Here is a 26,882-nt window from a genome sequence, read left to right on the forward strand (position 1 = left end):
GGCGCAGAGCGGGCATGCGGTTCTGTTCATGACACCCGAGCCTCCCGGGCCCGCATTGCGGTCCGGTGAACCGAGGATAAAGGTTACGCTGCGTGGATGTCCGACTACTGGAGGTCCTCGCTCGTCTACCGGGGCAGTATGGCCCTGTCCGGCAGGGCGACGACGAGGGGGCTCGAGGGTGGGGCGGAGCGGCACGCTTGCCGAGGCCGAGTGGGAGGCGCATCGCGCCGCGGTCTTCGGGGCGGCCTACCGGATCCTCGGCAGCGTGGCCGAGGCCGAGGACGTGACCCAGGAGGTCTGGCTGCGCGCCGCGGCCGCCGACCTGTCCGAGGTGCGGGACCTGCGGGCCTGGCTGGTGACCGTCGCCGCGCGGACGTCCTACAACGTGCTCAAGTCCGCGCGCGTCCGGCGCGAGTCCTACGTGGGGCCGTGGCTGCCCGAACCCCTGCTCACGGGGCCGGACGCCGGCGCCCAGGTGCTCGTGGACGAGTCGGTGAGCACCGCGATGCTCGTCGTGATGGAGACGCTCGGCCCCGCCGAACGTGTCGCGCTGGTGCTGCACGACGTGTTCGACCTCCCGTTCGGCGAGATCGCCGAGGTGCTCGGCACCACGCCCGCCGCCAGCCGCAAGCTCGCGTCCCGGGCGCGGGCGCGGGTGGCCGCGGTCCAGGAGCGCCCGCGGGCGTCCAGGGCCGAGACCGAACGCGTGCTCAGGGCGTTCAAGGCGGCCGCCGAGGCGGGGGACATGGCCGGGCTGGTCGAGCTGCTCGACCCCGAGGCCGTGTACGTCGGCGACGGCGGCGGCAAGGTCCCGGCCGCGCGCGTGCCGGTCCTCGGCGCCGCGCGGATCGCCCTGCTGGTGTCCCGGCAGATCGCGATCCGGCGCCCGCACGCGCTGCGGATCGTCGAGGTCAACGGCCACCCGGCCCTGGCGACGTACCGCGGCGGCGCGCTGGTCTGGCTCGACACCGTCGACGTCGCCGACGGGCGGATCACGGCGTTCCGGAGGCTGGCCAACCCCGAGAAGCTCGCGCGCCTCGGTCACACATGAGCGCGCTGTCTTGACTCCCTGCCGACACCCCCGGGACGGCGGGGGCCGAGCATGGGAGGACGACACGATGCCGCGCATTGTGATCATCGGAGGCGGTTTCGCGGGCGTGTGGAGCGCGGCGGGTGCGGCGCTGGCCCGCGGGGACGCGGACCTGCGCATCACGCTCGTCGCGCCGAACGAGCACCTGGTGCTGCGGCCGCGCCTGTACGAGCCGGAGCCGGACCTGGCCACGGTCGAGCTGCGCAGGATCCTCGAGCCGATCGGCGTCGAGCACGTGCGGGCCACCGTGAGCACCATCGACACCGAGCACCGCGTGGTGGTGGCGGACGGCAGGGAGATCGGCTACGACCGCCTCGTGCTGGCCGCGGGCAGCAGGCTCGTCCGGCCCGAGGGCCTGCCCGGCGCCGAGCGGCTCTTCGACATCGACACCCTGGACGGGGCCCGCCGGCTCACCGAGCACCTGCGCGGTCGCGAGGGCTACTCGGTCGTGGTCGCCGGCGCCGGGTTCGTCGGCCTGGAGGCGGCGACCGCGCTGGCGGATCGGGGCCGGGTCCTGCTGGTGGACCGGGCGGACGTGGTCGGGCACCAGCTCGGTCCCGGCCCGCGCGCGGAGATCGAGTCGGCGCTGGACGAGCTGGGCATCGAACGCCGGCTCGGGACGACCGTGACGGAGGTCGGCGACGGCTACGCCGTGCTGTCCGACGGCAGCAGGGTGGACGCGGACGCCGTCGTGTGGTCCGTGGGGCTGCGGGCCAGCGACCTCACCCGGCAGATCGCCGACGAGCTTGACCACCTCGGCCGGGTGCCGGTGGATCGCCACCTGCGTGCCCGGCCCGAGGTGTTCGTCGCCGGGGACACGGCCGCGGCGGCCCTCGACGCCGAGCACACCGTCATGCAGGCCTGCCAGCACGCCACGCCGCTCGGCAAGGTCGCCGGGTACAACGCGGCGGCCGACCTGCTCGGGATCGTGCCGCGCGAGTTCACCCCGGGCCCGTACGTCACCTGCCTGGACCTCGGGGGGGCGGGCGGGATCTTCACGCGGGGCTGGGACCGGAGGGTGATGGCGTCCGGCGCCGACGGCGGGGAGATCAAGAGGCGGATCAACCTGGCGATCCACCCGCCGGTCGACGACGCCGACGCGATCCTCGCCGCCGCCGACCGGGTGCGCGTCGAGCTGCCGTTCTTCCCGCGCGCGGAGGACGACGAGGGCGCCGCCGCGTGATCAGCGCGGGGCGTTTCGCCGGCTGCCGCGCAGGAAGCGGTCGATGCGCACCAGCGCCTCCTCCAGGAGGGGCAGCGCCGTGGCGTACGAGCAGCGGACGTGCCCCTCGCCGGACGGGCCGAAGACGCTGCCGGGCACCACGGCCACGTGCTCGGCGTGCAGCAGGCGTTCCGCGAACGTCTCCGAGTCCAGCCCGGACGAGCGGATCGACGGGAACGCGTAGAAGGCGCCCCCGGGCTCGGGGCAGTCGAGGCCGGTCTCGCGCAGGCCCTTCACGAACACGCGCCTGCGCCGGTCGTAGTCGGCGACCATGGCGTCGACCTCGTCGTCCGGCGCCGAGAGCGCCTCCACGGCCGCGAGCTGGGAGACGTGCGGCGCGCAGAGCATCGTGTACTGGTGCACCCGCACCGCGAGCTCCGCGACCGGGGCGGGCGCGCAGATCCAGCCGACCCGCCACCCCGTCATCGCGTGCGCCTTCGAGAAGCCGCCGAGCAGCACCGTCCGGTCACGGGCGCCGGGCAGGGTGCCGAGGCAGGTGTGGCAGCCGGTGTAGGTGAGCCGGTCGTAGATCTCGTCGGAGACCAGGTAGAGGTCGTGCTGCTCGGCGAGCGCGACGAGGGCCTCCAGCGCGGCACGCGGCTGCACCGCGCCGGTCGGGTTGGCGGGGGACCCGATGAGGATCGCCTTCGTGCGCGGCGTGATCGCGGCCGCGACGGCCTCGGCGTCGACGGCGAACCCGTCCTCCCACCGCGTCGGGACCCGCACCGTGGTGCCGCCCGCGAACGCGACGCAGGGCTCGTAGGCCACGTAGCAGGGCTCGGGGACGATCACCTCGTCGCCCGGGTTGAGCAGCACCCGCAGCGCGAGGTCGAGGCCCTCCGAGACGCCGGTGGTGATCAGGCACTCGGTGCCGGGGTCGTAGCCGGCGCCGTAGCGCTTCGCGAGATCGGCGCAGATCAGCTCGCGCAGCCGCGGCAGGCCCGCGTTGGACGTGTAGGTCGTGTAGCCCTGCTCGAGGGCGTAGATGCCGGCCTCGCGCACCCGCCACGGCGTCACGAAGTCGGGCTCGCCGACGCCGAGGGAGATCACGTCGTCCATCTCCGCGGCGATGTCGAAGAAGCGCCGGATGCCCGACGGGGGGCACGCGGCGATCACGCTGTTGAGCGGCCTCACGGCGTGACCGGCAGTCGGTGGTCGGCTTCCGGCGGTGTGAACGCGTCGCCGTCGCGCTTGTAGGTCTTCAGCACGAAGTGCGTGGTCGTCGACTGCACCCGCTCGATCGTCGACAGCTTCTGGGACACGAAGTCCGAGACCGCGCGGATCGTGCGGGCGATCACCGTGCAGCGCAGGTCGTGGCTGCCCGAGACGAGGTACACGCTGCGGACCTCGTCGAACCGCGCGATCCGGGCCGCGACGTCGTCGAACCCGACGCCGCGGGCCGGTGCGAGGGAGACGTCGATGAACGCCGTGACGGTCTCCCTGGTCGGGTCCTCGTCGACGGCGTCCCAGTCGATCACGGCCTTGTAGCGGCGGATCGCCCCGGATGCCTCCCACGTCGCGATCGCCTCGCTGACCTCGGCGACCGGGAGGCCGGTCATCGTCGCGATCGTGTCGTGGGAGAGCTGGGCGTCGCGCTCCAGCAGTTCGAGGATCTCGCGCACCCGGGAAACCCTACGTCGCGCGAGCCCGCCAGGCGGCGCCGAGCCGTTCCACGGCCGTGTGGAGCTCCGCGGGCGGGTTGGACGCGAAGCAGAGCCGCGCCGCGGCCGAGAGGTCCTGCCCGACGGCGAACGCCGTGCCCGGCACGTACCCGACGCCGTACTCGAGGGCCGCGGGCAACAGGTCGGCCGGACGGGTGCCGTCGGCGAACTCCAGCCAGCAGAACATGCCACCGGTGGGGACCGAGCGGGTGACGGCGTCGCCGAAGACGGCGGCGACCGCGCCGGTGAGGGCGGCGGCCCGCTCGCGCAGGGCCGTGCGGAGCCGGTCGAGGTGCCCGGCGAACCAGGCCCGATCGGCCAGCAGTTCGGGCGTGACGAGCTGGGTGAGGCTGGACGTGCACAGGTCGGTGCTCTGCTTGAGCCGCTCGACGGCGGCGCAGAGCGGCGCTGGTCCGGTCAGCCAGCCGACCCGCAGCGCCGGGGCGAGCACCTTCGACGCGCTGCCGAGCCGCACCACCCGCTCGCCGTGCGCGGCCACCGGCACGGGCGGCGGGCCGTCGAACACGAGGAGCCCGTACGGGTCGTCCTCGACCACGAGGAAGCCGTACCGCTCGGCGAGCTCTGCGAGGAGCACCCGGCGCTGCGCGCTGAGCGTGGCGCCGCGCGGGTTGTGGAAGTTCGACACGGTGTGCACGAGTCGCGGGCGCAGGCCGGCGGCCAGCCGGTCGGCGAGCACGTCGACCGCCATCCCGTCGGCGTCGACGGGCACCGGGTGCAGCGCCGCGCCCGCGGCCTGGAAGACCTGCAGGGCGCCGACGTACACGGGGTCCTCGACGACCACCGGGTCGCCGGGGTCGAGGAGCGCGCGCGACGAGGTCGAGGGCCTGTTGCGAGCCGCTGGTCACGACGACGTCGGCGGGGGCGACGGAGCGCCCGATCCGCTCGGACTCGTGCGCCGCCAGTACCGAGCGCAGCGGCCGCAGGCCCGCGGTCTCGCCGTACTGCACGGCGGCCGGGTCGGCGACGGCCGCGCCGAGGGCGGCGGCGATCCGCTCGCGGGGGAGCAGGTCGATGCCGGGCAGGCCGCCGGCGAGCGAGACGACCTCGGGCCGGGCGGTCAGCGCGAGCAGGTCGCGGATGGCCGAGCCGCGCACGTCGCGCAGCCGGGTGGAGAGGGTGAGGGACATGCCGGTGGCCTTCGCGTCGTCGATCCAGGAGGGACGGTCGTCCTGGGTCGGCAGGGCGAGCGGGGTGGCGGGCCGGGTGGCGCCCGCACGCAGAGGATGCCTCAAGGATCCTGGGATGCGGAACAGAATCCCGGATTTTGAGATCCCCTAGGCTCCGCCCGGTGCTGGTGTGGATCAACGGACCGTTCGGCGGCGGGAAGACCCAGACCGCGTACGAGCTGCACCGGCGACTGCCGGGGAGCGTCGTGTGCGACCCGGAGCACGTCGGCTTCGGGCTGCACCGCATGACCCCCCGCCCGCTGCGCGGCGATTTCCAGGACCTCGCGGCGTGGCGGCACGGGGTGCGGGAGGTGCTCGACCTGGTGCTCCGCAAGCACGGCGGCCCGGTGATCGCGCCGATGACGCTGGTGAACGCCGGCTACTTCGACGAGGTGGTCGGGCGGCTGCGCGAGGACGGGCACGAGGTGCGGCACTTCGCGCTGCTCGCCGAGCGCGCCACGGTGCTGGGGAGGCTGCGCGAGCGCGGGTGGGGGCGCGGGGTGCGGTGGGACAGCTTTGCCGTGGCGAAGCTCGACGAGTGCCTGGACCGCCTCCGGGCGCCGGAGTTCGCCGAGCACATCCGCACCGACCACCTCCCCGTCCCCGACGTCGCGACCCGCATCGCCCACGTCGCGGGGCTGGCGATCGAGCCGAACCTCGACGGCCCGGTGCGGCGGCGGCTGCGCCGCTACGCCGTCAGCCTGCGGCACGTCCGTTTCGACTGACGCGCGCACGCCGTGGTCCGGGCCGGGCCGGGTCTACGGGCTCGGTGGGGACTGCGGCCCGCGGGCGTCCGGCCGGCAGGAGGACGGATCAGCCGACGGCGATCGGTCGGCTACTGGTCCAGCATGTCGATGACGGCCGGGGTCATTGCCGGACCTGCACAGTCGGCGGCCAGCAGGGCTTCTTGGCCTGGCCGTGCACGATCTACCTCGCTGCGTCGAAGGCGGCCCGGGCTCGCACGGCGCGGACCACTCCGCCGCGCAGCCCCCGAGCCCGCGGCTCGCTCCAACGGGTGACATTCGTGCGGGACCTGCAGCACACTGGGAACGGCGGCGCGGATCGCGTCGGCGAACGGTTGCTGGACGGCCGGTCCTCGGCCGGCGCGTTCGGCGCTTGCGGTCGCGTCGTGCGGGAGGAGCGCTGCTCGCCTCTCGTGAGATCGGTGCCCGCCGGTCGGCCGCTCGCCGACTTCCGGTCGTGCCGTCGACCAGCATGACTTTGGGGGGCGTGATGCAGATACCGCCGCGGTGGTACCAGGACCGAGGCACCGAGTACCGGCCGAGCTGGACCACGGGGCACGGCACGAAGGCCGGTCGGAGGGTCATCGCCACTCTCGTTGGCGTCGCCGTCGCCAGCAGCAGCGGTGCGGTGATCGCCTCCTCCGTAGCGGCCCCGCGCCCCGGGCCGGGCCTCGTCCCGCCCCCGGTCGCAGCGGCGGCTGAGCCGCGGCTTCCGAACGGTTCGAGCGTGGGGGAGAGCAACCCGGATTCCTGCCCTTCGGGCATGGTCCGAGTCGCTCTGTCGAACGGGCCGTACAGCGGCTGCGCAGCGCCTGATGTTGCCCAGGCTGAGTGGAAACAGGAGACCGCGCAGGCGGAGCGGGAGAAGGTGGCCGCGGAGGCCGGGCGGAAGAGGGATGCCGAGCAGGCCGAGCGGGAGAAGGCGGCCGCAGCGGCCGAGCGGGAGAAGGCGGCTGCCGAGGCTGAGCGGAAGCGGGAGGCCGAGCAGGCCGAGGAGAAGGACGCCGAGCAGGCCGAGCGGGAGAAGGCGGCCGAGCGGGAGAAGGCGGCTGCGGAGGCCGAGCGGGAGAAGGCGGCCGAGCGGGAGAAGGCGGCTGCGGAGGCGGAGCGGGAGAAGGCAGCTGCGGAGGCGGAGCGGGAGAAGGCAGCTGCGGAGGCGGAGCGGGAGAAGGCGGCTGCGGAGGCCGAGCGGGAGAAGGCGGCCGAGCGGGAGAAGGCGGCCGCGGAGGCGGAGCGGGAGAAGGCAGCTGCGGAGGCCGAGCGGGAGAAGGCAGCTGCGGAGGCGGAGCGGGAGAAGGCAGCTGCGGAGGCCGAGCGGGAGAAGGCAGCTGCGGAGGCCGAGCGGGAGAAGGCGGCCGAGCGGGAGAAGGCAGCTGCGGAGGCCGAGCGGAAGAAGGAAGCCGAGCGGGAGAAGGCGGCTGCCGAGGCTGAGCGTAAGGAAGAAGCCGAGCAGGCCAAGCTGAGGAAAGAAGCCGAGCGGAAGAAGGCGGCTGCGCAGGCCGAGCGGAAGCGGGAGGCTGCGCAGGCCGAGCGGGAGCGGGCCAGGAAGGGTGCCGGACGAGCCGGCACGCAATCGAAGTGTGACGACGGGTTCGTCTACGACCCTGGCGCTGGGAGATGCGTCGAGCGGTAGGTCCGGAGGTCCGACGGCGGCACCGGTAGGTGCACGACGGCGCGGTGCATGCCGCGCCGGCGTGCTGCGCAGATCGATCAATCCCGGTTGATCGCCACGAGCGGTACCTCAGGGCGGACCCGGCAACCGTGAGGTACTGCCCGCAACGACCAGCCCGCCGTGGCGTCCGCTCGCGCACCCCCTTTCCGCCCCCGCGGCCCGTCGCACGTTCGCGACGGGCGACACCGGGTGCGCCGGCGCAACTTCCCGACTAGCGCACTCCCCGGATCGGCCGCACCGCCAGCGCGCCGACCAACATGAACATCCCACCAGTGAGGAACAGCAGTGGGTAGTTCCCGCTCGGCGCGCCCGGGGTGACGGCGCCCGCGCCGATCCCGAGTACGAGCGGGGCGAGCATCGGGGCGAGGAGGTTGGGGAACAGGCTCGCGATCGTGAAGAGGCCCATGTTCTTGGCCGCCTCGGCGCGGCCTGCCGGGAGCAGGTCGGTGGCCATCGCGAGGTCGACGGCGACGTAGACGCCCTTGGCCGCGCCGAGGAGCGCGACGCCCACCAGGAACACCGGCAGCGTCTGCGACATGCCCGCCACGGCGAAGCCGAGCGCCCCGAGGCCCGCCGCGGTGGCGACGAAGACCTTGCGGCGGCTTGCCCGGTCGGACAGGTGGCCCGAGACCAGGTTCGCCGCGATGCTCACCCCGTTCTCGAGCAGCAGCACGCCGAACATCACCGCGGCGATCGACGCGGGCGGCACGCCGATGCGGGCCAGCAGGAAGTAGGTCTGGTAGACGATCAGGATCGTGATGCCCATGAAGACCAGCAGCCTGCTCACCCAGGTCCAGGCGAAGTCGGGGTAGCGGCGCGGGCTGGACCAGAAGCTCGACGCGACCTCGCGCACCGACAGCGGCGGGAGCGGGCCGCCGTCGTGCACGCGGTCGGGCAGCACGAGGCACAGCAACCCGACGGTGATCGCGGCGAGGCACACCGGGGCGAGCAGGCCCCACGTCAGGGAGGTCACGTTCAGCGTGAGCAGGCCGGTCCCGAGCGTCGTCGCGGCGCTCTGACCCATGCCGATGAGGCCGCCGATCCGCCCCCGCAGCCGGTTCGGCACCTGGTCGGGCAGCACCGCGGTGATCGCGGCCAGCAGGGCCTGGATGCCCAGCTGCGTCATCGCCCACCCGAGCACGAGCACCGGCACCGACGGCGCGAGGGCCACCACGGACAGCCCCAGCGCTCCCGCCGCGACCCCGCCGAGCATCCACGGCCTGCGCATGCCGAACCGGGAGCGGGTGCGGTCGGACAGGCGCCCGAACAGCGGGTTCCCGATGATCCCGAACACCGCGCCGACCGCGGCGACCAGCGAGAGCGTGGCGCTCGCGCCGGCCGGGTCGATCTCGCGCACGCGCAGTGCGAGGGTGATCGCGGCCGGCGTGAGGATCGCCGACCACGCGCACAGGTTGGCCACGACGAACGCGACCAGCGCCAACGGCCGCAGGCCGGGCTCCTCGGGGGCGCTCGACGCCGGCGCGCCCGTCTCGGCAGTGCTCATGGCTGGCTCCACGACGGGTCGGCGGGCCGGCGCGCGCCGGCCCGCTGCTGGGGAATCGGCTCAGACGGTCAGGTGGAAGAGGCGGGTGGCGATGCCCTCGAAGAACTCACGGAGCGCGACCGCGTCGAGCGGGAGCTCGTCCTGGTGGCGGACCTCGTCCGCCACGTACTGGTAGGGGTAGTCCATCGCGTAGAGCACGCGGTCGGGCCCCATGACGTCGCGGACGAACATGATCCCCGGCTGCCAGGCCATCCCGCTCGTCGTGTACCAGACGTTGCGGCGCAGGTACTCGCTCGGGCGCAGCTGCAGCGCCTTCATCGCCGGGTAGCGGCCGGACGCGACCTGCGCGGCGTGGAAGTGGTCGATGCGCGGCAGCCAGAACGGCAGGGCCTCGCCGAGGTGCCCCACCACGAGCCGCAGCCGCGGGAACCGGTCGAACACCCCCGAGGTGACGATCCGCAGCAGGTGCATCCCGGTCTCCACGGCGAACCCGTAGATCGCCCCGTCGAGGCCGGCCTCGTAGAGCGGGTCGACCATCCGGTCGTTCGGGGTGTTGGGGTGCAGGTAGACGGGCACGTCGAGGCGCTCCGCGGCCTCCAGCACCGGCCAGAACCGCTGGTCGTCCAGGTAGTCGCCCCGTACGTGCGAGTTGGCGATGACCCCGCACATCCCGAGGCGGCTGACGGCGCGCTCCAGCTCGGCGACGGCCGCGTCCGGGTCCTGCCACGCGACGGCGGCGAGCGCCGTGAACCGGTCCGGGTGGTCGCGCACGGCCTGCGCGGCCACGTCGTTGGCGAGCGTCGCCATCGTGCGGGCGGTCGCGGTGTCGAGGACGTTCGTGCCGGGCGCGGTGAGCGCGAGCACCTGGTGGTCGATGCCCGCGGCGTCCATGTCGGCGATGCGTTCGGCGCCCAGGTCGGCCAGCCTGCGGATGACGGCGCGCGGCCGCTCCGCCGCACTACCGAGGTAGAAGCCCCAGAGGCTCTGGAACCCCTTGTCGCCCTCCCCGTCGTGCAGCAGCCCGCGGTAGAGCTCCAGCAGCTCGGGCGGGGCGAAGGCCTCCTCGGTGGCGATCCGCCGGTAGGTCATTCCCACGCCTGCCCCGTCACCGGGTGCGGGTAGTGGAACGGGACCACGTCCGTGGCCGGGAAGAACGCGAAGTCGGGTAGCAGCTCGTCGGGGCCGGCGGGGTCGTCCGGGAACGTGGTCGTCGGGATCAGGTGGCTCATCGGCTCGGTGCGCGCCCAGCCCTTGTCGTAGTCGGCGTGCCAGAACGGGGTGTAGTGCAGCTCCCGGATCTTCCAGACGCCGTCCTCGACGACGTAGCTGTTCTCGTAGACGCCGCCCTCCCACCACTGCTCGAACGAGGTGCGCCCGGCCAGCTCGGGTACCGAGTGGTGCACGCCGGCCTGCATGAGCGCACGGATCCGGGCCTTGGCCGACCGCGCGTCCGGTGCCACCGTCACGACGTCCTGCATCATCGGGTGGTCGAGGAGGAACCCGGGGAGCGGGCCGTTGTGCCCGCGGGTGAAGCGCTCCCGGAAGCGCTGCAGGTAGAGCCGCTCCACCCCGGCGCGTCCGCGGTAGCGCCCACCGATGAACACGACCTCGCCGTCGCGGGAGAACAGGTCCACGACCTCCTGGTAGAGGCACTTGTCGAGGTAGTAGCCGTACTTGTGGTGCAGCGTGCGGACCTCGTGGCGCGCCTCGGCGACGGCGAGGCGGCGCTCGAGGTCGTCGACGGTGCGCCGCAGCTCTTCCAGGTCGGTCGATGCTTCGGTGGTGGACATCCTTCGGGAACTCCTTCGTTCTCAGGTAGTGCGGGCGGCGAGCTCGGCGCTGCTCACCCAGTTGCCGTGCAGGCCACGGCGGATGCGGATGGGCAGCGCCACCGTCGCGACGGGCGGGGCGTCGAGGCGCTGGGCGTCGAGGATCACCAGGTCGCTGCGCATCTCCTGGTGGCGCCCGACCACCACGAACACGTACCCCTGGCCCTCGGGCGCGTCGTCGTTCCCGGGGACGAACAGCGGCTCGGCGACCGAGCAGTCGTCGCCGGGGTAGTAGATCTGGGGCGCCGTCGCACCGGAGGTGTCGAAGGCCCCGACCCACCGGAAGCCGGCGCCCGGCCGTTGCTCGCCGGGCACGTGGTTGAGGGCGAGGAAGCCACGCCGGTAGGGCAGCGTCTCGAACCGGTCGTCCATGCGGGGGAACTCGCCCGCGACCTCGGTGAGCCGCTGCTCGGTGAACGTCGCGGCGTCGGATCCCATGTCGATCGTCCAGCGGGACAGGTGGCCGCGGGCCCGCACCGGGTCGTACGGCGCGCCGGTGACGTCGGGGAAGAACGGGAAGAAGTTGCTCTGCCCGACGGGGGTCTCGATGTGGATGCGGCGCCCGTCGTCCCACGCGCCGAGGACGTGGCTGGCGAACCGGTTGGACCCGCGCAGCCAGCGCACCTGGTCCGCGCTGCCCTTGCGCGGCAGGACGCCGAGGTACACCTCGCGGTCCGGGTCCCACTGGAAATGCGGCTGCCGCTTCTCGAGCCACTCCCACTCGCTGCGCATCGGGATGATCGGGAAGACCACGAAGTTCTGGGTGACGGCCCAGTCGTGCACCATGCTCGAGTACGGCGCGCGGATCCAGGCCTCGTGGGTGATCCGGCCGTCCGGGTCGGCCTCGTAGTAGGCGATGTCCGGGGTCGTCTCGCCCTTGGCGGCGTAGCCGAAGAACACCATCTCGCCGGTGCGCGGGTCCATCTTCGGGTGCGCCGTGCAGGTCTGCGAGGTGAGCGTGCCCTCGAAGGTGTACTCGCCGATCGTCTCGAGGGTCATCGGGTCGAGCAGGACGGGAGCGCTGTCCTCCTTGGACGCGTACAGCTTCCCGCCGTGGTAGAAGACGTTGGTGTTGCCCAGTCCGCGGGAGATGCCGGCGACGGACGGGTCGTCGGTCAGCGGGTTGCGGTAGGCCCCGAAGAGCGCCCGCCCGGCCTTCGCCTCCGCCTCGTAGCGCGGCGTGCGCACGTAGCGGCTGCGGAAGTCGACCCGGCCGCCGTGGAAGCGGAAGTACATCGCCATGCCGTCGTCGTTGAACGTCGGCACGTCCGGGAGCACGGCCGGCGGCCACTGCCGGTCGGTGACCACGCGGTAGTAGGTGCCGGACAGGTGCTCGGGCACCTCGCCCTGCACCACCTCGAGGCCGGCGATGTCGGCCTCCACGCGCATCGGTGCCTCGAACGCCGGCGCACCCTCCCGCTGCGGGAACCTCGTCATCGTCGACCCCCTCGTGGTGCGGTGACCCCACCACAGCCGGGTCTACGCGACGCCGACAAGCCCGCGCGACGACCTTTCCTCGATGTGGAAGACCCTGCGCTCGCGGGACGCCCCCGCGCGGACCGGTCCGACAGCGGCGATCACGGTCGCTCCCGATCACCGGACCCGGTCCTGGTGGCCCTCCTACTGCGGCCGTCCGCTCCCGCGCATCCGTTGCTGGATCAGCGACGCGGCGGCGATCACCGCGGGTGCGAGCGCGCGCAGCCGCGCGGCGGTGCCGAGCCGCGACATCGGCGCGGCGACGCACACGGCCGCCACCGGTTCGCCGGTGCCGAGCAGCACCGCGGCCGCCAACGCCGCGACGGAGGGGTCGGTCTCGCCGAGGTTCGTGGCCCACCCGCGCCTGCGGGTCCGGGCGAGCTCGCGCTGCAGACCGTCCCAGTCGGCGATCGAGCGGTCGGTCGTGGCCTCCAGGTGGTGGCTCGGGTAGCGCTCCCGCAGGGTGGCGGGGGTGAGGGCAGCCAGCATCGCCTTGCCGCCGGAGGTGCTGTGCGCCGGGAGCAGGAGCCCGAGCCGCGAGCTCACCCGGACCGACCGCGGACCTTCGAGGGACTGCACGAAGCGGCTGTGGCGGCCCTCGAGGATCGCCAGGCTGACGGTCTCGCCGAGCTCTTCCCGCAGCCCGGCGAGCACCTCGGCGCCCGCGTCGCGCAGCGAGACGGCGTTGGACCCGACGACGAGGGTGAGCTCGTGCAGTGCCGGTCCGACGGTGTAGGGCCCGCCCGCGTGGTCCTGCCGCGCGAACCCCTCGCGCACGCAGGTGGCGAGCAGCCGGTGCGCGGTGGAGACGGCCACGTCCAGCTCGCGCGACACCTCGGTGACCGTCACCGAGCCGCGCCGCGCGAGCAGCCGGACGAGCGCGAGGACGGCGGCCGCCGAGCTGATCGCCCCCCGCTCCGGTTTCCGCACACCGGAACGATAGGCAGCAGTGGTCGACGGCTGTACCGATGGCGGAGCGAGGGCTGCGGGTCGAGGGCGAGCGCCGCGGGCACGTGTGGGGACTGTCGGACCCGAGTGGCAGGCTGGAGGGGATGAGTACCGACGCGGACGGGCTGTTCGAGCTGGACGAGCCGGACTCGCTGCCGCCGGTCGACGAGGCCGGGGCGCGGGCCACGGCGCCGCTCGCCGTCCGGATGCGCCCGCGCACGCTCGACGAGGTGGTCGGGCAGGCCCACCTGCTGCGCCCCGGCGCCCCGCTGCGCCGCCTGGTCGAGGGCGGCGCTGCGGCGTCGGTGCTGCTCTACGGCCCGCCCGGCACGGGGAAGACCACGATCGCGCGGTTGCTGGCGGGCGTGGGCAGCAGGCACTTCGTCGCGCTGTCGGCGCTGTCGTCCGGGGTGAAGGAGCTGCGCGCCGTCATCGACGACGCCCGGCGCCGGCGCGACCGGCTCGACCAGCAGACGGTGCTGTTCATCGACGAGGTGCACCGGTTCTCCAAGACCCAGCAGGACGCGCTGCTGGGCGCCGTCGAGGACCGGCTCGTGCTGCTCGTCGCGGCCACCACGGAGAACCCGTCGTTCTCGGTGGTGTCACCGCTGCTGTCGCGGTCGCTGGTGCTGCAGCTGCAGTCGCTCACCGACGACGACGTGCGCTCGCTGCTGCGCCGCGCCGTCGCCGACCCGCGCGGGCTCGACGGCGCCGTCGCACTCACCCCGGACGCCGAGGACGCACTGGTCCGGTTGGCGGGAGGGGACGCCCGGCGCGCGCTCACGGCGCTGGAGGCGGCCGCCGACGGCGTCGCGGGAACGGGTGACACCGAGGTCGACGTCCCCGCGGTCGAGCGCGCGGTCACCGAGGCCACCGTGCGCTACGACCGCCAGGGCGACCAGCACTACGACGTGATCAGCGCGTTCATCAAGTCGATCCGCGGCTCCGACCCGGACGCCGCGCTGCACTACCTCGCCCGCATGCTGGTGGCGGGGGAGGACCCGCGCTTCATCGCCCGGCGCCTGATGGTGCACGCGAGCGAGGATGTCGGCCTCGCCGACCCCACCGCCCTGCAGGCCGCCGTGGCCGCGGCGCAGGTCGTGCAGCTGGTGGGGCTGCCGGAGTGCCGGCTCGCCCTCGCCCAGGCCACGGTCCACCTCGCCACGGCACCCAAGTCCAACGCCGTGATCACCGGCATCGACGAGGCGATGGGCGACGTGCGGGCCGGGGCCACCGGCGCGGTGCCCCCGCACCTGCGCGACGGCCACTACGCCGGTGCGCAGAAGCTGGGCAACGCGGTGGGCTACCGCTACCCGCACAACACCCCCGACGGCGTGCTGGCGCAGCAGTACCCGCCCGACGGGCTCGTCGGCCGCGACTACTACCGCCCCACCACCCGCGGCGCCGAGCGGGTGCTGGCCGACCGCGTGCCGAAGCTGCGCCGCGCCGTGCGCGGCGAGCCCTGACCGTCGCCCACGCACCCCGCCTGCGCTGACGCTCCCGTTCGCTGCCGGCGCCGCCAGTCGACCGGGCGCGTGAGCGGTAACGGGTAGCGCGGGCGGAACGGGACGCGCGCACACCCCTCCGGTCCGCGCGACCCGTCTCCCCGGCGCGACCCGTCGACCGGCCGCGCCCGCCGGCAAGGGGGCGTCAGGCGCGCACCGGGCGCGGCTGCCACGCCGGGTCACGTCCCAGCAAGGTGAGGACGCGGGTCCAGGGGTCCGCGTCGGCCGGCGCCGGGAGGGACGGGGCGAACGACGCGCCGATCGTCTCCCGCGACACGTCGTCGGGGATCTGCTCGCACATGGCGAGCGCCGCGCCGACGACCTCGGCGTCCAGCTCGGCGACGTAGCCGTCCTGCACGCCGAGCGTCGCGGCGACGTCCCAGCCGTGCACGAGCGTGTCGATCAGGTGCATCTGGGCGACGACCTCCAGCGGCAGCCTGCGGTCGAACTCGGCCAGCAGGACGGGGCCGTCGGCCCCGGCGGCGAACGCGGCGACCACCTCGTCGAGCCCCGCCACGAGGGTGGTGGTGGGGGACGGGCCGAGCGGGTGCGGTTCGAACGCCGACACGCCCACCTCGTCGCCCGCACGCGCCGCCCGGACGGCCGCGGCGAACCCCCGGTCCTGGCCCGTCATGTGTTCCAGGAGGGCGCGCAGGTCCCAGGCCGCGCAGGGGGTGGGGCGACCGAGGTCGGCGGGTGTGACCCGGGCGAGGACGGGGCGGATGCCGGCGACGGCCCGCCGGTGCAGCTCGACGATGTTATCCATGAGTAGATGGTCTACCGCCGTAGACGATTGGTCAAGGGATACCGTCGAATCGTGAGCGAGCGGCGGCACGACCTCGGCGCGGCCTTCTTCTGGCTCGCCCGTGCGCTGATCAAGGCGGAGGAGCCGCTCCTGCGCGCGCACGACGTCGAGATGTGGGACTACGCCGTGCTCGCGACGCTCGAGCGGGGGCCGGCGCCGACCCAGTCGGAGCTCGCTGCGGCGTCGGGCCGGGACAAGACGCGGCTCATCCCGATCCTCGACCGCCTCGAGGCCCGCGGACTGGTCCGGCGCACCCCCGACCCCGCCGATCGGCGCAACCGGGTCGTCGCGCTCACCCCGGAGGGCCGGGAGCTGGTCGGGTCGTGCCGGGCGGCCATCCGGGAGATGGAGGCGGAGTTCCTCGGCGACCTCGATCCGGGCGAACGCACCACCTTCGTCGCCGTGCTCGAACGGCTCGCGGACGCGGTTCGGGAGCGTTGAGATCCGCCGTTGACGCCGGATAAGTTCTGCCGTAGAACTTAGCCCGCCACGACGACGTGAACGGGACGACGTGAACGGAGCGCGCCGATGACCCAGCCCCAGCCCGCCGCGGAGCCGATCCACCTGCGGGCGGCCGGGGTGAGCGTGGTCCTCGTGGCCGACGGCGGTCGGTTGCCCGCGGTGCTGCACTGGGGCGCCGACCTCGGCGAGCTGACCGCGGCGGATCTCACCGAGCTCGCCGGCGCCGGCGAGCCCGCCACCGTCCCGAACGACCTCGACCAGGTCACCCGCGCCGGGATCCTCGCCGAGCACGCCGCGGGCTGGAACGGCAGGCCGGGGCTCGCGGGGCAGCGCGCGGGCCGGGCGTGGTCGCCGCTCTTCACGCTCGCCGACCTCGCCGTCGAGCACTCCGCGGACGGCGGGGGCCGCGTGCGGGCGACCGGCCGGGACGCCGAGGCCGGCCTCGACGTGCGGCTGGAGCTGGAGTTGCTCCCGTCGGGCGTGCTGCGCCAGCGGGCCACCGTCGCGGTTCCGGCCGAGGCGGATGCGGAGCCGTTCGTCGTCGACGGGCTCGTACTGACGTTGGCGGTGCCCCCGGTCGCCACCGAGCTGTTCGACCTGGCCGGCCGCTGGGGACGCGAGCGCGCGCCGCAGCGGGCGCCGTTCGTCGTCGGCATCCACTCGCGGGAGAACCGCCGCGGCCGCACCGGCCCGGACGCCCCGCTGATCCTCGCCGCCGGCTCGCCCGGTTTCGGCAACTCCTCCGGCGAGGTCTGGGCGGTCCACGTCGCCTGGAGCGGCAACCACGTGACGTACGCCGAGCGCCTCTCGACCGGCGCCGCCGTGCTGGGCGGCGGCGAGCTGCTGCTGCCCGGCGAGGTGCGCCTGCGGCCGGGTGAGTCCTACACCGGCCCCTGGGTCTACGCGGCCCACGCCACCGACGGCCTGGACGGCATCGCCGCCCGGTTCCACAGGATGCTGCGCTCCCGCCCGCACCACCCCGCGCAGCCGCGCCCCGTCGTGCTGAACACGTGGGAGGCCGTCTACTTCGACCACGACCTCGACCGGCTCGTCGAGCTCGCCCGGGTCGGGGCCGACGTCGGCGTCGAGCGCTACGTGCTCGACGACGGCTGGTTCCGCCACCGCCGTGACGACACCGCAGGCCTGGGCGACTGGTACGTCGACGAGGAGGTCTGGCCCGATGGCCTGCACCCGCTGGTCCGCGAGGTGCGGCGGCGGGGCATGGAGTTCGGGCTGTGGGTGGAGCCGGAGATGGTGAACCCCGACTCCGACCTCGCCCGCGCCCACCCCGACTGGATCCTGCGCACCGGCGGCCGGCTGCCGATCCCGTCCCGGCACCAGCAGGTGCTCGACCTCGCCCACCCGGACGCCTACGCGTTCATCCTGGAACGGCTCGACGCGCTGCTCGGCGAGTACCCGATCAGCTATCTCAAGTGGGACCACAACCGCGACCTCGTCGATGCGGGCCACGGCCCCGAGGGCGTGCCCGGCGTGCACGCCCAGACCCTCGCCGTCTACCGCCTGATCGACGAGCTGCGCGCCCGCCACCCCGGCGTCGAGATCGAGTCCTGCTCGTCCGGCGGGCTGCGCGTCGACCTGGAGATCCTGGAGCGCACCGACCGGATCTGGGGCAGCGACATGACCGACCCGCTCGAGCGCCAGCAGATCCAGCGCTGGACCACGCAGCTGCTCCCGCCGGAGCTGGTCGGTTCCCACGTCGCCGCCCCGCGCTCCCACTCGACCGCGCGCACCCACGACCTGTCGTTCCGCGCCGGCACCGCGCTCTTCGGCTCGTTCGGCATCGAGTGGGACGTCACGACCACCGGGCCGGGGGAGCGCAAGGAGCTCGCGGCCTGGGTGCAGCTCTACAAGGACGTGCGCGGGCTGATCCACACCGGCACGGTGGTCCGGGCCGACCAGCACGACCCGTCGTTCGCGCTGCACGGCGCCGTCGCCCCGGACCGTTCCGACGCCCTCTACGCGCTGGTGCAGCTGGCGACGCCGCTCACGTCGGTGCCGGGGCAGCTGCGCCTGCCCGGTCTCGACCCGGACCGCCGCTACCGCGTCACCACCCAGCCGCCGGGGGACCGCCCCGTGCTGCGCCAGCGACAGGCCCCGGGCTGGCTCACGCGCGGGGTCGAGCTGCCCGGCCGCGTCCTCGCCGGCGCCGGGCTGCGCGCACCGGCGCTGAACCCCGAGCAGCTGCTGCTCCTGCGGGCGACGGAGGTGGCGTCGTGACGTCCACGGTGGCCGTGCCCGCGGTGCGCGCGCCCGCCCTGGCCCGGCGCACCCGCCGGAACCGGCGCGAGACCTGGGTGGCCATCGGGTTCGTCCTGCCGACGGCCTTCGGGTTCGTCGTGTTCTACCTGTGGCCGTCGCTGCGCGGGCTGGGCCTCAGCCTCACCGACTACCAGTTCTTCTCCGAGACGTCGTTCGTCGGGCTCGCCAACTACCAGCGCCTCCTCGGTGACGAGACGTTCTGGAACGCGATGCTCGTGACGGTCGAGTACGTCGTGCTCAACATCGGCTTCCAGACCGTGCTGGCCGTCCTGCTCGCGGTGCTGCTGCACCGGCTCACCCGCTCGGTCGTGGTCCGCGGCCTCGTGCTGCTGCCCTACCTGGTGGCCAACGTCGTGGTCGCGCTGCTGTGGTTCTGGATGCTCGACGCGCAGATCGGGATCGTGAACCAGGTCCTGTCCTGGTTCGGGCTCGGCCCGATCTCGTTCTTCGGCAGCGAGTCGTGGGCGATCCCGACGATCGCGTTCGTCAACACGTGGCGCCACCTCGGCTACACCGCGCTGCTGATCTTCGCGGGGCTGGTGATGATCCCGCGGACGCTCTACGAGGCCGGGCGCGTGGACGGCGCGAGCGAGTGGCAGATGTTCCGGCGGATCACCCTGCCGCTGCTGCGCCCGGTGCTCGCGCTCGTGCTGGTGATCACCGTGGTCGGCTCGTTCCAGGTGTTCGACACGGTGGCGGTCACCACGATGGGCGGACCGGCCGACGCCTCCCGCGTGATCCAGTACTACATCTACGACCTCGCCTTCGAGCGCCTGGACTACGGCTACGCCTCGGCCGTGTCGGTCGTGCTGCTCGTGATCCTGTCCGTCATCGCCTTCGTGCAGCTGCGGCTGATGCGGGCGGACGAGTCGGACCTCGCGTGAGGAGCTGACGATGGTCACCGTCGATGTCGCCGCCCCGGCCGGCCGCATTCCCGCCCGGGAGGCCGGTCGCGCGACGCCCGGCCGGATCGTGGCGTGGGCCTGCCTCGTCGTGATCATCCTGATCACCCTGTTCCCGTTCTACTGGATGCTGCGCACGGCGCTGTCCAACGGCACCACGCTCGCCACGGCCGGCAGCTCGTGGCTCCCGGTCGACTTCACGTGGGGCGCGTTCCGGCGCGTACTCGGGCTCGCCACGCTGGAGGAGGCGCAGGCCGAGGGCGGCACCGGCTCCGCCGTCGACTTCTGGGTCTACCTGCGCAACTCGGTGCTGGTGGCGGCGCTGATCACGGCCGGGCAGGTGTTCTTCGGGGCGCTCGCCGCGTACGCGTTCGCCCGCATGCGGTGGCCGGGACGCGACGCGGTGTTCTTCGTGCTGCTCACCGCCCTGATGGTGCCGCCGATCTTCACGCAGCTGCCGAACTTCCTGCTGATGCGCGACCTCGGGCTCGTCAACACCTACGCGGCGCTCGTGCTGCCGTTCTTCTTCATGACGCCGTTCGCGGTGTTCTTCCTCCGCCAGTTCTTCCTCGGCATCTCCCGCGAGATCGAGGAGGCGGCCCGGCTGGACGGCGCGGGCCACGTCCGGACGTTCTTCCGGATCATCGTGCCGATGAGCTGGGGGCCGATCACCACGCTCGCCCTGCTGCAGTACGTGCAGGCGTGGAACGAGTACTTCTGGCCCCTGCTCGTGGGCAGCGAGCGCAGCGTGCGCACCCTGACCGTCGCGCTCGGCGTGTTCCGCGCGCAGACCCCTCAGGGCAACCCGGACTGGCCCGGGCTGATGGCGGCCACGCTGATCGCCGCGCTCCCGGTGCTCCTGCTGTTCATCGCCTTCGGGCGCCGGATCGTCGACTCCATCGGCTTCTCGGGGATCAAGTGATGCGCACCCGCCTGCTCGCCGCCCTCGCCAGCGCCGTCGTCATCGCGGCGGTCCCGGCCTGCGCCGCCGAGCGCCCGCCCGCCGAGTCGGGTGGGTGGAACGACACCGGCGAGGTCACCTACTGGATGTGGGACGCCAACCAGCTGCCCGCCTACCAGGAGTGCGCGGACGACTTCGAGGCCCGCAACCCGGACATCGACATCGCGATCGAGCAGGTCGGCTGGGACTACTACTGGGGACGGCTGTTCGCGGCGTTCGTCGCGAACGCGGCACCGGACGTGTTCGTGGACCACACGTCCAAGTACGGCGACTACACCTCGCGCGGGCTGATCGATCCGCTCGACGACCTGATCGCGCGCGACGGGCCCGACCTGTCGCAGTTCGTGGAGGGAACGCCCGACCTGTGGGTCGGCGACGACGGCAGGCGCTACGGCCTGCCGAAGGACTTCGACGCCATCGGCCTGTTCTACAACGCGACGATGGCCCGGGACGCCGGGATCACGCCGGAGCAGATGCAGAACCTCACCTGGAACCCGCAGGACGGCGGCACCTACGAGAAGGTGCTCGCCCGCCTGTCCGTCGACGTCAACGGGGTCCGCGGCGACGAGCCCGGCTTCGACCCGCACCACGTCGCCACCTACGGGCTGGGGATCGCCTACCCCCCGGGCGGCGGTTCGGGTCAGACCCAGTGGTCGTTCCTCAGCGGAACGCTGGGGTGGAGCCACACCGAGAAGCCGCTGTGGGGCACGCACTTCAACTACGACGATCCCCGCTTCCAGGCGACGATCGCCTGGTGGCGCAGCCTGGTCGACAAGGGCTACATGCCCCCGCTGGAGCTGGCGGTCGGCAACAAGCCGTCGCAGCTCATGCAGGCCGGCCGGATCGCGGTGGTCACCGAGGGTTCCTGGAACATCAGCACGTTCGCGAAGCTCGGCGGCGTGGAGATGGCCACCGCCCCCACGCCGATCGGGCCGCGGGGCACGCGAGCCACGATGACCAACTCGCTCGCCGACTCGATCGCGGCCGCCTCGCCGAACAAGGGCGCCGCCTGGAAGTGGGTGCGGTACCTGGCCTCGCCGGAGTGCCAGTCGGTGGTGGCGCAGGGTGGGGTGGTGGTCCCCGCGGTCTCGTCGGTGGTCGCCACCGCCGAGGGGGCCATCGGCGCCCAGGGCCTCGACATCACGCCGTTCACCCGCCAGCTGCACGAGGGCACGGCGTTCCCGTACCCGGCCGCCCAGCACGCCGCCGACGTCGACTCGATCATGGAGACGGCGATGGAGCGGGTGATGTCCGGCAGCGCCGACCCGTCCTCGTTCACCGCGGCCAACCAGGAGGTCAACGCCCTGTTCACGCAGGGGTGAGCGGCACGCCCCGGACGCTCGCACACCAACTTCGGTGCTCACACACGAACTGCAGTTGGTGTGCCGGCACCGGAGTTGGTGTGTCAGCGCCTCGGCCGTCGGCCGAGCACGTGGGCCTGCACCGCCACCGCCGCGGCGCCGCGCGCCCACTCCGTGAACGGGAACGGCCGCACGTCGAGCCGCACCGGGGCGAGCGGGGCCTTCCGGTTCTCCTCCAGCGCCGCGTCCAGCGCGGGCCGGGCGACGTCGGCGAGGCCGATGCCGTCGCCGGTGAGGATCACGAGCTCGGGGTCGATCAGGTTGGCGATGTCGGCCACGAGCACACCCAGCGCGCCTGCCGCCTCGTCGACCACCCGGCGGGCCGCCGGGTGTCCCTCCGCCGCGAGGCGCAGCGCCTCGGCGTAGTCCACGGGCCTGCCGAGCGCCTGCGCCACGGCCCCGGTGATCGCGCGGGACGAGACGAGGCCCTGCGCGCAGCCGCGGTGGCCGTCCTCGCACACCACCGAGCTCACGACCGGCCGGTGCCCGATCGACCCGCCGCCGCCGTGCGCGCCCTCGATCACGCGGTCGTGGGCCACGATCCCGCACCCGACGCCGGCCCCGATGGTGATCACGAGCAGCGACGCCAGCCCGCGGCCTGCCCCGAACCAGTGCTCGGCGGCGGTGAGCGCGCGGACGTCGTTGTCGACGACGGCGGGCAGCCCGGTGGCCTCCTGCAGCATGTCGGCGAGCGGGACGGGCTCGTGCCAGCCCAGGAAGTGGGCGCGGGCGACGTCGCGGCGCTCGACCACGAGGCCGCCGATCCCGACCCCGAGCCCGGCGACGTCCGCGTGGTCGGCCCGCAGCAGCCCGGTGACCTCCGCGACCGCCCCGGCCACGGCGGCCGGGTCCGTGCCGGGCAGCGGGCGGGTGTGCTCGGCGAGCACCTGCGCGCGCAGGTCGGTGACGACGGCGAACAGCGTGTCGCCGGTGATCTTCATGCCGAGGAACCGGCGCGTCGACGGCCCCACGTCCAGCGGGAGCGACGGCCGGCCGGTGCGCGCCTCGTGTTCGGAACTGCTCTCGACGAGCAGGCCCGAGTCCACCAGCGGGCGGGTGAGGCGGGTGAGCGAGCCGGGGGAGAGACCGAGCCGGTGGGCGAGCCGCGCCCGTGGGAGCGGGCCGAACCGCAGGACCTCGACGGCGACGCGCTGGTGGCTGCCGTCGAGCGCGCTCCAGTCGGCGGCGGGCGGAATTTGTTCCGCGACGGAAGTCACCGGGTGACGATAGCTGGCTGGACGCGGTGCCGCCGTGATTTTCACCCGCGGAAGACCGGATGACCCGGGGTCAGGATCCCCGCCGGGTCGTACCGGCGTCTCAGCTCGAGGAGGTGGGGCCAGCGGTCGCCGTAGTGGACGCGCCAGTCGGCGGGGGTGCTCGCCACGGTGCCGATCGGGTAGCGCACGCCGCCCGCGGCGAGGACGCGGTCGAGGAGGCGGCGGTTGCGCCGGAGCATCGCGGCGCCGAAACCGGGGCCCGGATCCGGCGGTCCCGCGGTCATGAGGGTGAACAGGTGCACCAGGTCGCTGCCGTCCGGGGCGGGCAGCCGCAGCGAGGGACGCGTGAGGGCCGCCCGGTGGTGGGTGTAGAGCAGCACGAACCCGCCGACGCCGACGTCCGCGGGCGTCAGCTCGGCGAGCGTCGCGCCGACGACCTCCTCGACCCGCGAGTCGGGCAGCCACACCGTGAGCCACGGCTTGGGCAGCGCGTCCCAGCCGATCGCGGTCCGCAGGTCGGCCACGGCCTCGTCGATGCGGGTGACGTGCTCCAGGTAGCCGGCCTCGTACACCTCGGCGCCCGGGGGAGGGGCGAGGCGGCGGTCGAACGCGAAGGCGTTGATGTGGTGCAGCTCGCCCGCCTCGCCCGGTCGCCACCAGTCGCCGAACACCTCGGTCGCCTCGCCGCCGCGTACGAGCGCGCGCAGGCCGGCGAAGAAGGCAGCCGGATCGGTGTACGGCAGCGACCAGCCGTGCACCGCCGCCGGCGCGGGCACGAGCCCGACCGTGGCCTCCGTGATGATCCCCAACTGGCCCAGCCCGGCGAGCACGGCGTCGAACAGCTCGCGGTCCGCCGCCGGTGAGCAGCGGCGCAGCTCGCCCTCGCCGGTGACGACCTCCAGCTCGTGGACGTGGTCGACCTGGGCGCCGGCCGCGACGGCGGGCGGGATGCCGCCCACCGACAGCGTGCCGCCGACGGTGAGGCCGAGGTAGCCGGTGGCGGCCGGGATCGCTAGGCCGTGCGTCGCGGCGGCGCGGGCCAGCTCGAGCCAGGTGGTCCCGGCCCCGACCGTGGCCCGGTCCGTGCCGATGCGGATGCCGGTCAGCGCCGTCGCGTCGACGACGACACCACCGGCCACGAGCGACTGACCGCCCGTGGTGTTGCCCAGGCCGCGGGCCGCGACCGGGACGCCGTGGCGCCGGCAGTACCGGACCACGCGCGCCACGTCCGCCGCCGAGCCGGGCCGCAGCACGGCGGCCGGCAGCCCGGAGCCGATCCGGCCGGCGTCGACGGCGTACCGCCGCCGGGTCTCGGGGTCGACGTGGAGGGAGCCGTCGAGCTCCGGGACGTCGTCGGGCAGGGCGGCGGCTTCTGCGACCATGCCCCGCTTGCTACACCGCCACGGCTCCGGAGGGGACGCGCGGGGTCGAGAGGAACTTCCGCAGCTCCGACCGCGAGACCTGCTTCTCCCCGGTGATCACGAAGTAGGCCATGCCCGCGTCGGACACGTCCCCCTTCTCCGCCAGCTCGAGCCGGGAGTACAGCCACTGCATGTCCGGGCCGAGCTTCTTCAGGTAGTCCCAGTCGGACAGGTCGGTGGGACCGAGGTTGCCGTTCTGGTCGGGGATCTGGACGCGCTGGCAGCCCAGGCCGATCACGTCGTCGTAGTCGTGGCCGCCGTGGTCGGACTTGCCGTGGGTCTGGTTGAAGCTCCCCTTGCCGTGGGACACGCACCTGACGTGCCGCCGGGCCTGCGGCGACGCCTTGTCGAGGGCCATCCACGTGGTCTCCATCGGCCCGGCGAGCACGATCGTCAGCTCGTTGCCGGGGCCGGAGGCGTTGATCTCGGCGGTCAGGGCGGCGACGCCCCTGGCCAGCCCCTCCGGGTCGGCGCCGTCGTAGAAGCGGGAGGTGTCGAAGCCGAACCGCTCACCCGCGCCGAGGACGCTCTCGGTCATGTTCTCGCGGTGCTCGGGGTCGGAGTCCCAGATGTGGTTGTCGTAGATGTAGTTCACGACGTTCTTCTGCAGCCCCCGCTGGGCGATGATCGCCAGGGTCATCGCCGACGACGCCCAGTCGTCCTCGTCGTGCTGGTTCCCGTCGGCCGCCAGGGCGATCCGCCCGGGCCCGTCGGCCTGCGCGGTCGAGGCCGCGGGTGCGACGGGACCCGCCACGGTGGGGATCGACGTGGCGACGAACGCGGCGAGGGCGGCTGCACACCAGGAGATCACGCTCCGCATCCTGCGCGACACGGCGCGCGTCCGCGCCGGTTCGGCCGGTCCGTGCCGCGCCCGGGTGGTGGATGATCACCCGTCAGGGTGTCACGCGGGATCCCGCAGGACCGGGCAGCTCATGCACCGGGGCCCGCCGCGGCCACGGCCGAGCTCTCCCCCGGGGATGTCGACCACCTCGATGCCGGCCCGGCGCAGGAAGCGGTTCGTGGTGACGGTGCGCTCGTAGGTGACCACGATCCCGGGGGCGACGGCGAGCGTGTTGCACCCGTCGTCCCACTGCTCGCGTTCCGCGGAGTGCACGTCCTGCACCGGGGTGAGCACGCGGATCGCCGGGAGCCCGAGCACGTCGGCGATCGCGCGGTGCATGTCCTCGGGCGGGTGGTCGACCAGGTCCAGCTCCTTCTCGGTGTCGCCGGGCCGGATCGTGTACGCGGGCAGCATCCCGAGCCCCGCGTACTGCGTGAAGGTCTCCGGGTCCACCATCGTGAGCACCGTGTCGAGGTGCATGAACGCCCGTGCCTGCGGCATCCGCAGCGCCACGATGCGGTCCACCTCGCCGCCGGCGAACAGGCGCCGCGCGAGCCGCTCCACCCCCTGCGGGGTGGTGCGCTCGGACAGGCCGATCAGCACCGCTCCCTCGCCGAGAACGAGCATGTCGCCGCCCTCGGTGGTGGCAGGCCCGTTCGCCGCGCCGGCGGACCAGACCGCGTAGCCCGCGCCCGCGAACAGCGGGTGCCAGCGGTAGACGGCCTCGTAGTGCACGGTCTCGCGCATGCGGGCCTTCTTGCGCATGCTGTTGACCGCGACGCCGCCGTAGATCCACGCCGACGTGTCGCGGGTGTAGAGGTGGTTGGGGAGCGGCTCGAGCACGAAGTCGTCGGGTTCGAGCACGTGGAAGGCGATCGAGCGCGGCTCCGGGATCCGGTCGAGCACCTCCCGCTTGGTGATCCCCCCGACCAGGTGGTCGGTGAGCGTGTCGGGGTCCATCGCATCGAAGCAGTTGCGCAGCGCGTCGATGGCGAGCGGCCCGTACACCCGGTCGTCGAAGATCCGGTCCAGCACGTACTTGCGCGCCTCCGGGATGTCCAGCGTGGTGCGCAGGAGCTCGCCGAACAGGTGCACGGTGACGCCCCGCTCCCGCAGCAGCGCCGCGAAGTGGTCGTGCTCCTCCTGCGCTCGCGCCACCCACAGCACGTCGTCGAAGAGCAGGCGGTCCTTGTTGCCCGGCGTGAGCCGTTTCAGCTCCAGGCCAGGCCGGTGCAGGATCACCTGACGCAGCACGCCCACCTCGGAGTCCACGCGGTACATGGCCGCCATCCTGCCGCGTCGGGGCGCCACCCTGGGGGGACGATGGGCGCCGTGCAGCTGGACCGCCTGGACTCCGACATCATCGCGCTGCTGGTCGAGGACGCCCGCCGCAGCTACGCCGAGCTGGGCGCACGGGTCGGCCTGTCCGCGTCGGCGGTGAAGCGGCGGGTCGACCGGCTGCGGGCGGGCGGCGCGATCACCGGGTTCACCGTGCGGCTCGACCCCGGCGCGCTGGGCTGGGCGGTCGAGGGCTACGTCGAGCTGTACTGCCGCAACAGCACCGCCCCGGGCGTGATCCGGTCGGCCGTGGACCGCTTCCCCGAGGTCGTCGACGCCAGCACCGTCTCCGGCGAGGCGGACGCCGTGCTGCGGATCCTCGCCACCGACATGCGCCACTTCGAGCAGGTGCTCGAGCAGATCGGGGCCCAGCCGTTCGTGGCGAGGACGAAGTCGGTGCTGGTGCTCTCGCCGCTGCTGCGCCGCGCGTCCCCGACGGCGCCGCACTGACCGCGGG

Annotated in this window: 25 protein-coding genes; 12 read left to right on the plus strand and 13 right to left on the minus strand. The window is 73.6% G+C overall.

The window, feature by feature from the left end; genetic code table 11:
* Positions 1 to 178: 178 nt before the first annotated feature.
* Together sigJ and ABEA81_RS24140 are read left to right on the plus strand one after the other, a co-directional pair.
* The gene (gene sigJ / locus ABEA81_RS24135; RefSeq protein ID WP_345607585.1) at positions 179 to 1,051 is read left to right on the plus strand and encodes an RNA polymerase sigma factor SigJ; all 873 of its coding nucleotides are present in this window, start codon (positions 179 to 181) and stop codon (positions 1,049 to 1,051) included.
* 67 nt (positions 1,052 to 1,118) lie between these two features.
* Positions 1,119 to 2,273 (plus strand): NAD(P)/FAD-dependent oxidoreductase, encoded by a 1,155-nt coding sequence (locus ABEA81_RS24140; protein ID WP_345607586.1) that lies wholly within the window; start codon positions 1,119 to 1,121, stop codon positions 2,271 to 2,273.
* Here ABEA81_RS24140 and ABEA81_RS24145 read toward each other — a convergent pair whose 3' ends face one another.
* Genes ABEA81_RS24145 through ABEA81_RS24155 form a run of 3 tightly spaced genes read right to left on the minus strand, consistent with a single transcriptional unit; the run spans position 2,274 to position 4,757 of the window.
* On the minus strand, positions 2,274 to 3,446 hold the full coding sequence (locus ABEA81_RS24145; RefSeq protein ID WP_345607587.1) for an aminotransferase class I/II-fold pyridoxal phosphate-dependent enzyme: 1,173 nt from the start codon (positions 3,444 to 3,446) through the stop codon (positions 2,274 to 2,276).
* Positions 3,443 to 3,934: an Lrp/AsnC family transcriptional regulator gene (locus ABEA81_RS24150; protein WP_345607588.1), complete on the minus strand. Its 492-nt coding sequence runs from the start codon at positions 3,932 to 3,934 to the stop codon at positions 3,443 to 3,445. The genes ABEA81_RS24145 and ABEA81_RS24150 overlap by 4 nt, the downstream gene beginning before the upstream one ends.
* Before the next feature lie 10 nt (positions 3,935 to 3,944).
* Positions 3,945 to 4,757: an aminotransferase-like domain-containing protein gene (locus ABEA81_RS24155; protein WP_345607589.1), complete on the minus strand. Its 813-nt coding sequence runs from the start codon at positions 4,755 to 4,757 to the stop codon at positions 3,945 to 3,947.
* Positions 4,758 to 4,884: 127 nt separating this feature from the next.
* Between ABEA81_RS24155 and ABEA81_RS24160 the strand changes: the two genes are divergently transcribed.
* The 3 genes from ABEA81_RS24160 to ABEA81_RS24170 all read left to right on the plus strand — a co-directional run bounded on the left by ABEA81_RS24160 (position 4,885) and on the right by ABEA81_RS24170 (position 7,536).
* A complete protein-coding gene (locus ABEA81_RS24160) occupies positions 4,885 to 5,262 on the plus strand; it encodes a hypothetical protein (RefSeq protein WP_345607590.1) in 378 nt (125 codons plus the stop codon).
* A 20-nt stretch (positions 5,263 to 5,282) separates the two neighbouring features.
* On the plus strand, positions 5,283 to 5,885 hold the full coding sequence (locus tag ABEA81_RS24165) for an AAA family ATPase (protein ID WP_345607591.1): 603 nt from the start codon (positions 5,283 to 5,285) through the stop codon (positions 5,883 to 5,885).
* A 781-nt stretch (positions 5,886 to 6,666) separates the two neighbouring features.
* Positions 6,667 to 7,536 carry a hypothetical protein gene (locus tag ABEA81_RS24170; protein ID WP_345607592.1) on the plus strand — a complete coding sequence of 290 codons (870 nt, stop codon included), beginning with the start codon at positions 6,667 to 6,669 and terminating at the stop codon, positions 7,534 to 7,536.
* 250 nt (positions 7,537 to 7,786) lie between these two features.
* Here ABEA81_RS24170 and ABEA81_RS24175 read toward each other — a convergent pair whose 3' ends face one another.
* From ABEA81_RS24175 to ABEA81_RS24195, 5 genes are all read right to left on the minus strand, one after another.
* Positions 7,787 to 9,079 (minus strand): MFS transporter, encoded by a 1,293-nt coding sequence (locus ABEA81_RS24175; RefSeq protein WP_345607593.1) that lies wholly within the window; start codon positions 9,077 to 9,079, stop codon positions 7,787 to 7,789.
* A 60-nt stretch (positions 9,080 to 9,139) separates the two neighbouring features.
* On the minus strand, positions 9,140 to 10,168 hold the full coding sequence (locus tag ABEA81_RS24180) for an amidohydrolase family protein (RefSeq protein ID WP_345607670.1): 1,029 nt from the start codon (positions 10,166 to 10,168) through the stop codon (positions 9,140 to 9,142).
* Positions 10,165 to 10,869, minus strand: coding sequence for a nuclear transport factor 2 family protein (locus tag ABEA81_RS24185; RefSeq protein WP_345607594.1), 705 nt, complete (start codon positions 10,867 to 10,869; stop codon positions 10,165 to 10,167). The genes ABEA81_RS24180 and ABEA81_RS24185 overlap by 4 nt, the downstream gene beginning before the upstream one ends.
* Before the next feature lie 21 nt (positions 10,870 to 10,890).
* Positions 10,891 to 12,345 carry a carotenoid oxygenase family protein gene (locus ABEA81_RS24190; RefSeq protein ID WP_345607595.1) on the minus strand — a complete coding sequence of 485 codons (1,455 nt, stop codon included), beginning with the start codon at positions 12,343 to 12,345 and terminating at the stop codon, positions 10,891 to 10,893.
* Positions 12,346 to 12,528: 183 nt separating this feature from the next.
* Positions 12,529 to 13,314, minus strand: a complete 786-nt coding sequence (locus tag ABEA81_RS24195) for an IclR family transcriptional regulator (RefSeq protein ID WP_345607596.1) — start codon at positions 13,312 to 13,314, stop codon at positions 12,529 to 12,531.
* Positions 13,315 to 13,436: 122 nt separating this feature from the next.
* On the opposite strand from ABEA81_RS24195, the gene ABEA81_RS24200 reads away from it, so the two are divergent.
* Positions 13,437 to 14,798, plus strand: coding sequence for a replication-associated recombination protein A (locus tag ABEA81_RS24200; protein WP_345607597.1), 1,362 nt, complete (start codon positions 13,437 to 13,439; stop codon positions 14,796 to 14,798).
* A 184-nt stretch (positions 14,799 to 14,982) separates the two neighbouring features.
* On the opposite strand, the gene ABEA81_RS24205 is transcribed toward ABEA81_RS24200, so the two are convergent.
* A complete protein-coding gene (locus tag ABEA81_RS24205; RefSeq protein ID WP_345607598.1) occupies positions 14,983 to 15,603 on the minus strand; it encodes a TIGR03086 family metal-binding protein in 621 nt (206 codons plus the stop codon).
* A gap of 51 nt (positions 15,604 to 15,654) precedes the next feature.
* On the opposite strand from ABEA81_RS24205, the gene ABEA81_RS24210 reads away from it, so the two are divergent.
* The 5 genes from ABEA81_RS24210 to ABEA81_RS24230 all read left to right on the plus strand — a co-directional run bounded on the left by ABEA81_RS24210 (position 15,655) and on the right by ABEA81_RS24230 (position 21,569).
* Entirely contained in the window at positions 15,655 to 16,083 is a 429-nt protein-coding gene (locus ABEA81_RS24210; RefSeq protein ID WP_345607599.1) for a MarR family winged helix-turn-helix transcriptional regulator, read from the plus strand.
* 87 nt (positions 16,084 to 16,170) lie between these two features.
* Positions 16,171 to 18,342 (plus strand): alpha-galactosidase, encoded by a 2,172-nt coding sequence (locus ABEA81_RS24215; protein WP_345607600.1) that lies wholly within the window; start codon positions 16,171 to 16,173, stop codon positions 18,340 to 18,342.
* Positions 18,339 to 19,268, plus strand: a complete 930-nt coding sequence (locus ABEA81_RS24220; RefSeq protein ID WP_345607601.1) for a carbohydrate ABC transporter permease — start codon at positions 18,339 to 18,341, stop codon at positions 19,266 to 19,268. Before ABEA81_RS24215 ends, ABEA81_RS24220 begins: the two co-directional genes overlap by 4 nt.
* Before the next feature lie 10 nt (positions 19,269 to 19,278).
* On the plus strand, positions 19,279 to 20,208 hold the full coding sequence (locus ABEA81_RS24225; RefSeq protein ID WP_345607602.1) for a carbohydrate ABC transporter permease: 930 nt from the start codon (positions 19,279 to 19,281) through the stop codon (positions 20,206 to 20,208).
* Complete coding sequence (locus ABEA81_RS24230) at positions 20,208 to 21,569, plus strand: ABC transporter substrate-binding protein (protein WP_345607603.1); 1,362 nt, start codon at positions 20,208 to 20,210, stop codon at positions 21,567 to 21,569. The genes ABEA81_RS24225 and ABEA81_RS24230 overlap by 1 nt, the downstream gene beginning before the upstream one ends.
* Positions 21,570 to 21,652: 83 nt before the next feature.
* On the opposite strand, the gene ABEA81_RS24235 is transcribed toward ABEA81_RS24230, so the two are convergent.
* From ABEA81_RS24235 to ABEA81_RS24250, 4 genes are all read right to left on the minus strand, one after another.
* Complete coding sequence (locus ABEA81_RS24235; RefSeq protein ID WP_345607604.1) at positions 21,653 to 22,825, minus strand: ROK family protein; 1,173 nt, start codon at positions 22,823 to 22,825, stop codon at positions 21,653 to 21,655.
* A 41-nt stretch (positions 22,826 to 22,866) separates the two neighbouring features.
* The gene (locus ABEA81_RS24240; protein ID WP_345607605.1) at positions 22,867 to 24,207 is read right to left on the minus strand and encodes an FAD-binding protein; all 1,341 of its coding nucleotides are present in this window, start codon (positions 24,205 to 24,207) and stop codon (positions 22,867 to 22,869) included.
* A 10-nt stretch (positions 24,208 to 24,217) separates the two neighbouring features.
* Positions 24,218 to 25,057: a hypothetical protein gene (locus ABEA81_RS24245; RefSeq protein WP_345607606.1), complete on the minus strand. Its 840-nt coding sequence runs from the start codon at positions 25,055 to 25,057 to the stop codon at positions 24,218 to 24,220.
* A gap of 90 nt (positions 25,058 to 25,147) precedes the next feature.
* Positions 25,148 to 26,368 (minus strand): arginine deiminase, encoded by a 1,221-nt coding sequence (locus ABEA81_RS24250; RefSeq protein WP_345607607.1) that lies wholly within the window; start codon positions 26,366 to 26,368, stop codon positions 25,148 to 25,150.
* Between the two features lie 51 nt (positions 26,369 to 26,419).
* Between ABEA81_RS24250 and ABEA81_RS24255 the strand changes: the two genes are divergently transcribed.
* Entirely contained in the window at positions 26,420 to 26,875 is a 456-nt protein-coding gene (locus ABEA81_RS24255) for an Lrp/AsnC family transcriptional regulator (protein ID WP_345607608.1), read from the plus strand.
* Positions 26,876 to 26,882 lie beyond the last annotated feature (7 nt).

This window comes from Pseudonocardia adelaidensis (assembly GCF_039543345.1).
Taxonomy (GTDB): Bacteria; Actinomycetota; Actinomycetes; order Mycobacteriales; family Pseudonocardiaceae; genus Pseudonocardia; species Pseudonocardia adelaidensis.

What these genes read in the sequence shown, in the direction of transcription:
- ABEA81_RS24240 (WP_345607605.1), bottom strand. Translation starts at nt 24,207, where the DNA reads ATGGTCGCAGAAGCCGCCGCCCTGCCCGACGACGTCCCGGAGCTCGAC.
- ABEA81_RS24200 (WP_345607597.1), top strand. Translation starts at nt 13,437, where the DNA reads ATGAGTACCGACGCGGACGGGCTGTTCGAGCTGGACGAGCCGGACTCG.
- ABEA81_RS24225 (WP_345607602.1), top strand. Translation starts at nt 19,279, where the DNA reads ATGGTCACCGTCGATGTCGCCGCCCCGGCCGGCCGCATTCCCGCCCGG.
- ABEA81_RS24215 (WP_345607600.1), top strand. Translation starts at nt 16,171, where the DNA reads ATGACCCAGCCCCAGCCCGCCGCGGAGCCGATCCACCTGCGGGCGGCC.
- ABEA81_RS24170 (WP_345607592.1), top strand. Translation starts at nt 6,667, where the DNA reads ATGGTCCGAGTCGCTCTGTCGAACGGGCCGTACAGCGGCTGCGCAGCG.
- ABEA81_RS24190 (WP_345607595.1), bottom strand. Translation starts at nt 12,345, where the DNA reads ATGACGAGGTTCCCGCAGCGGGAGGGTGCGCCGGCGTTCGAGGCACCG.
- ABEA81_RS24175 (WP_345607593.1), bottom strand. Translation starts at nt 9,079, where the DNA reads ATGAGCACTGCCGAGACGGGCGCGCCGGCGTCGAGCGCCCCCGAGGAG.
- ABEA81_RS24205 (WP_345607598.1), bottom strand. Translation starts at nt 15,603, where the DNA reads ATGGATAACATCGTCGAGCTGCACCGGCGGGCCGTCGCCGGCATCCGC.
- ABEA81_RS24185 (WP_345607594.1), bottom strand. Translation starts at nt 10,869, where the DNA reads ATGTCCACCACCGAAGCATCGACCGACCTGGAAGAGCTGCGGCGCACC.
- ABEA81_RS24230 (WP_345607603.1), top strand. Translation starts at nt 20,208, where the DNA reads ATGCGCACCCGCCTGCTCGCCGCCCTCGCCAGCGCCGTCGTCATCGCG.
- ABEA81_RS24180 (WP_345607670.1), bottom strand. Translation starts at nt 10,168, where the DNA reads ATGACCTACCGGCGGATCGCCACCGAGGAGGCCTTCGCCCCGCCCGAG.
- ABEA81_RS24250 (WP_345607607.1), bottom strand. Translation starts at nt 26,368, where the DNA reads ATGTACCGCGTGGACTCCGAGGTGGGCGTGCTGCGTCAGGTGATCCTG.
- ABEA81_RS24140 (WP_345607586.1), top strand. Translation starts at nt 1,119, where the DNA reads ATGCCGCGCATTGTGATCATCGGAGGCGGTTTCGCGGGCGTGTGGAGC.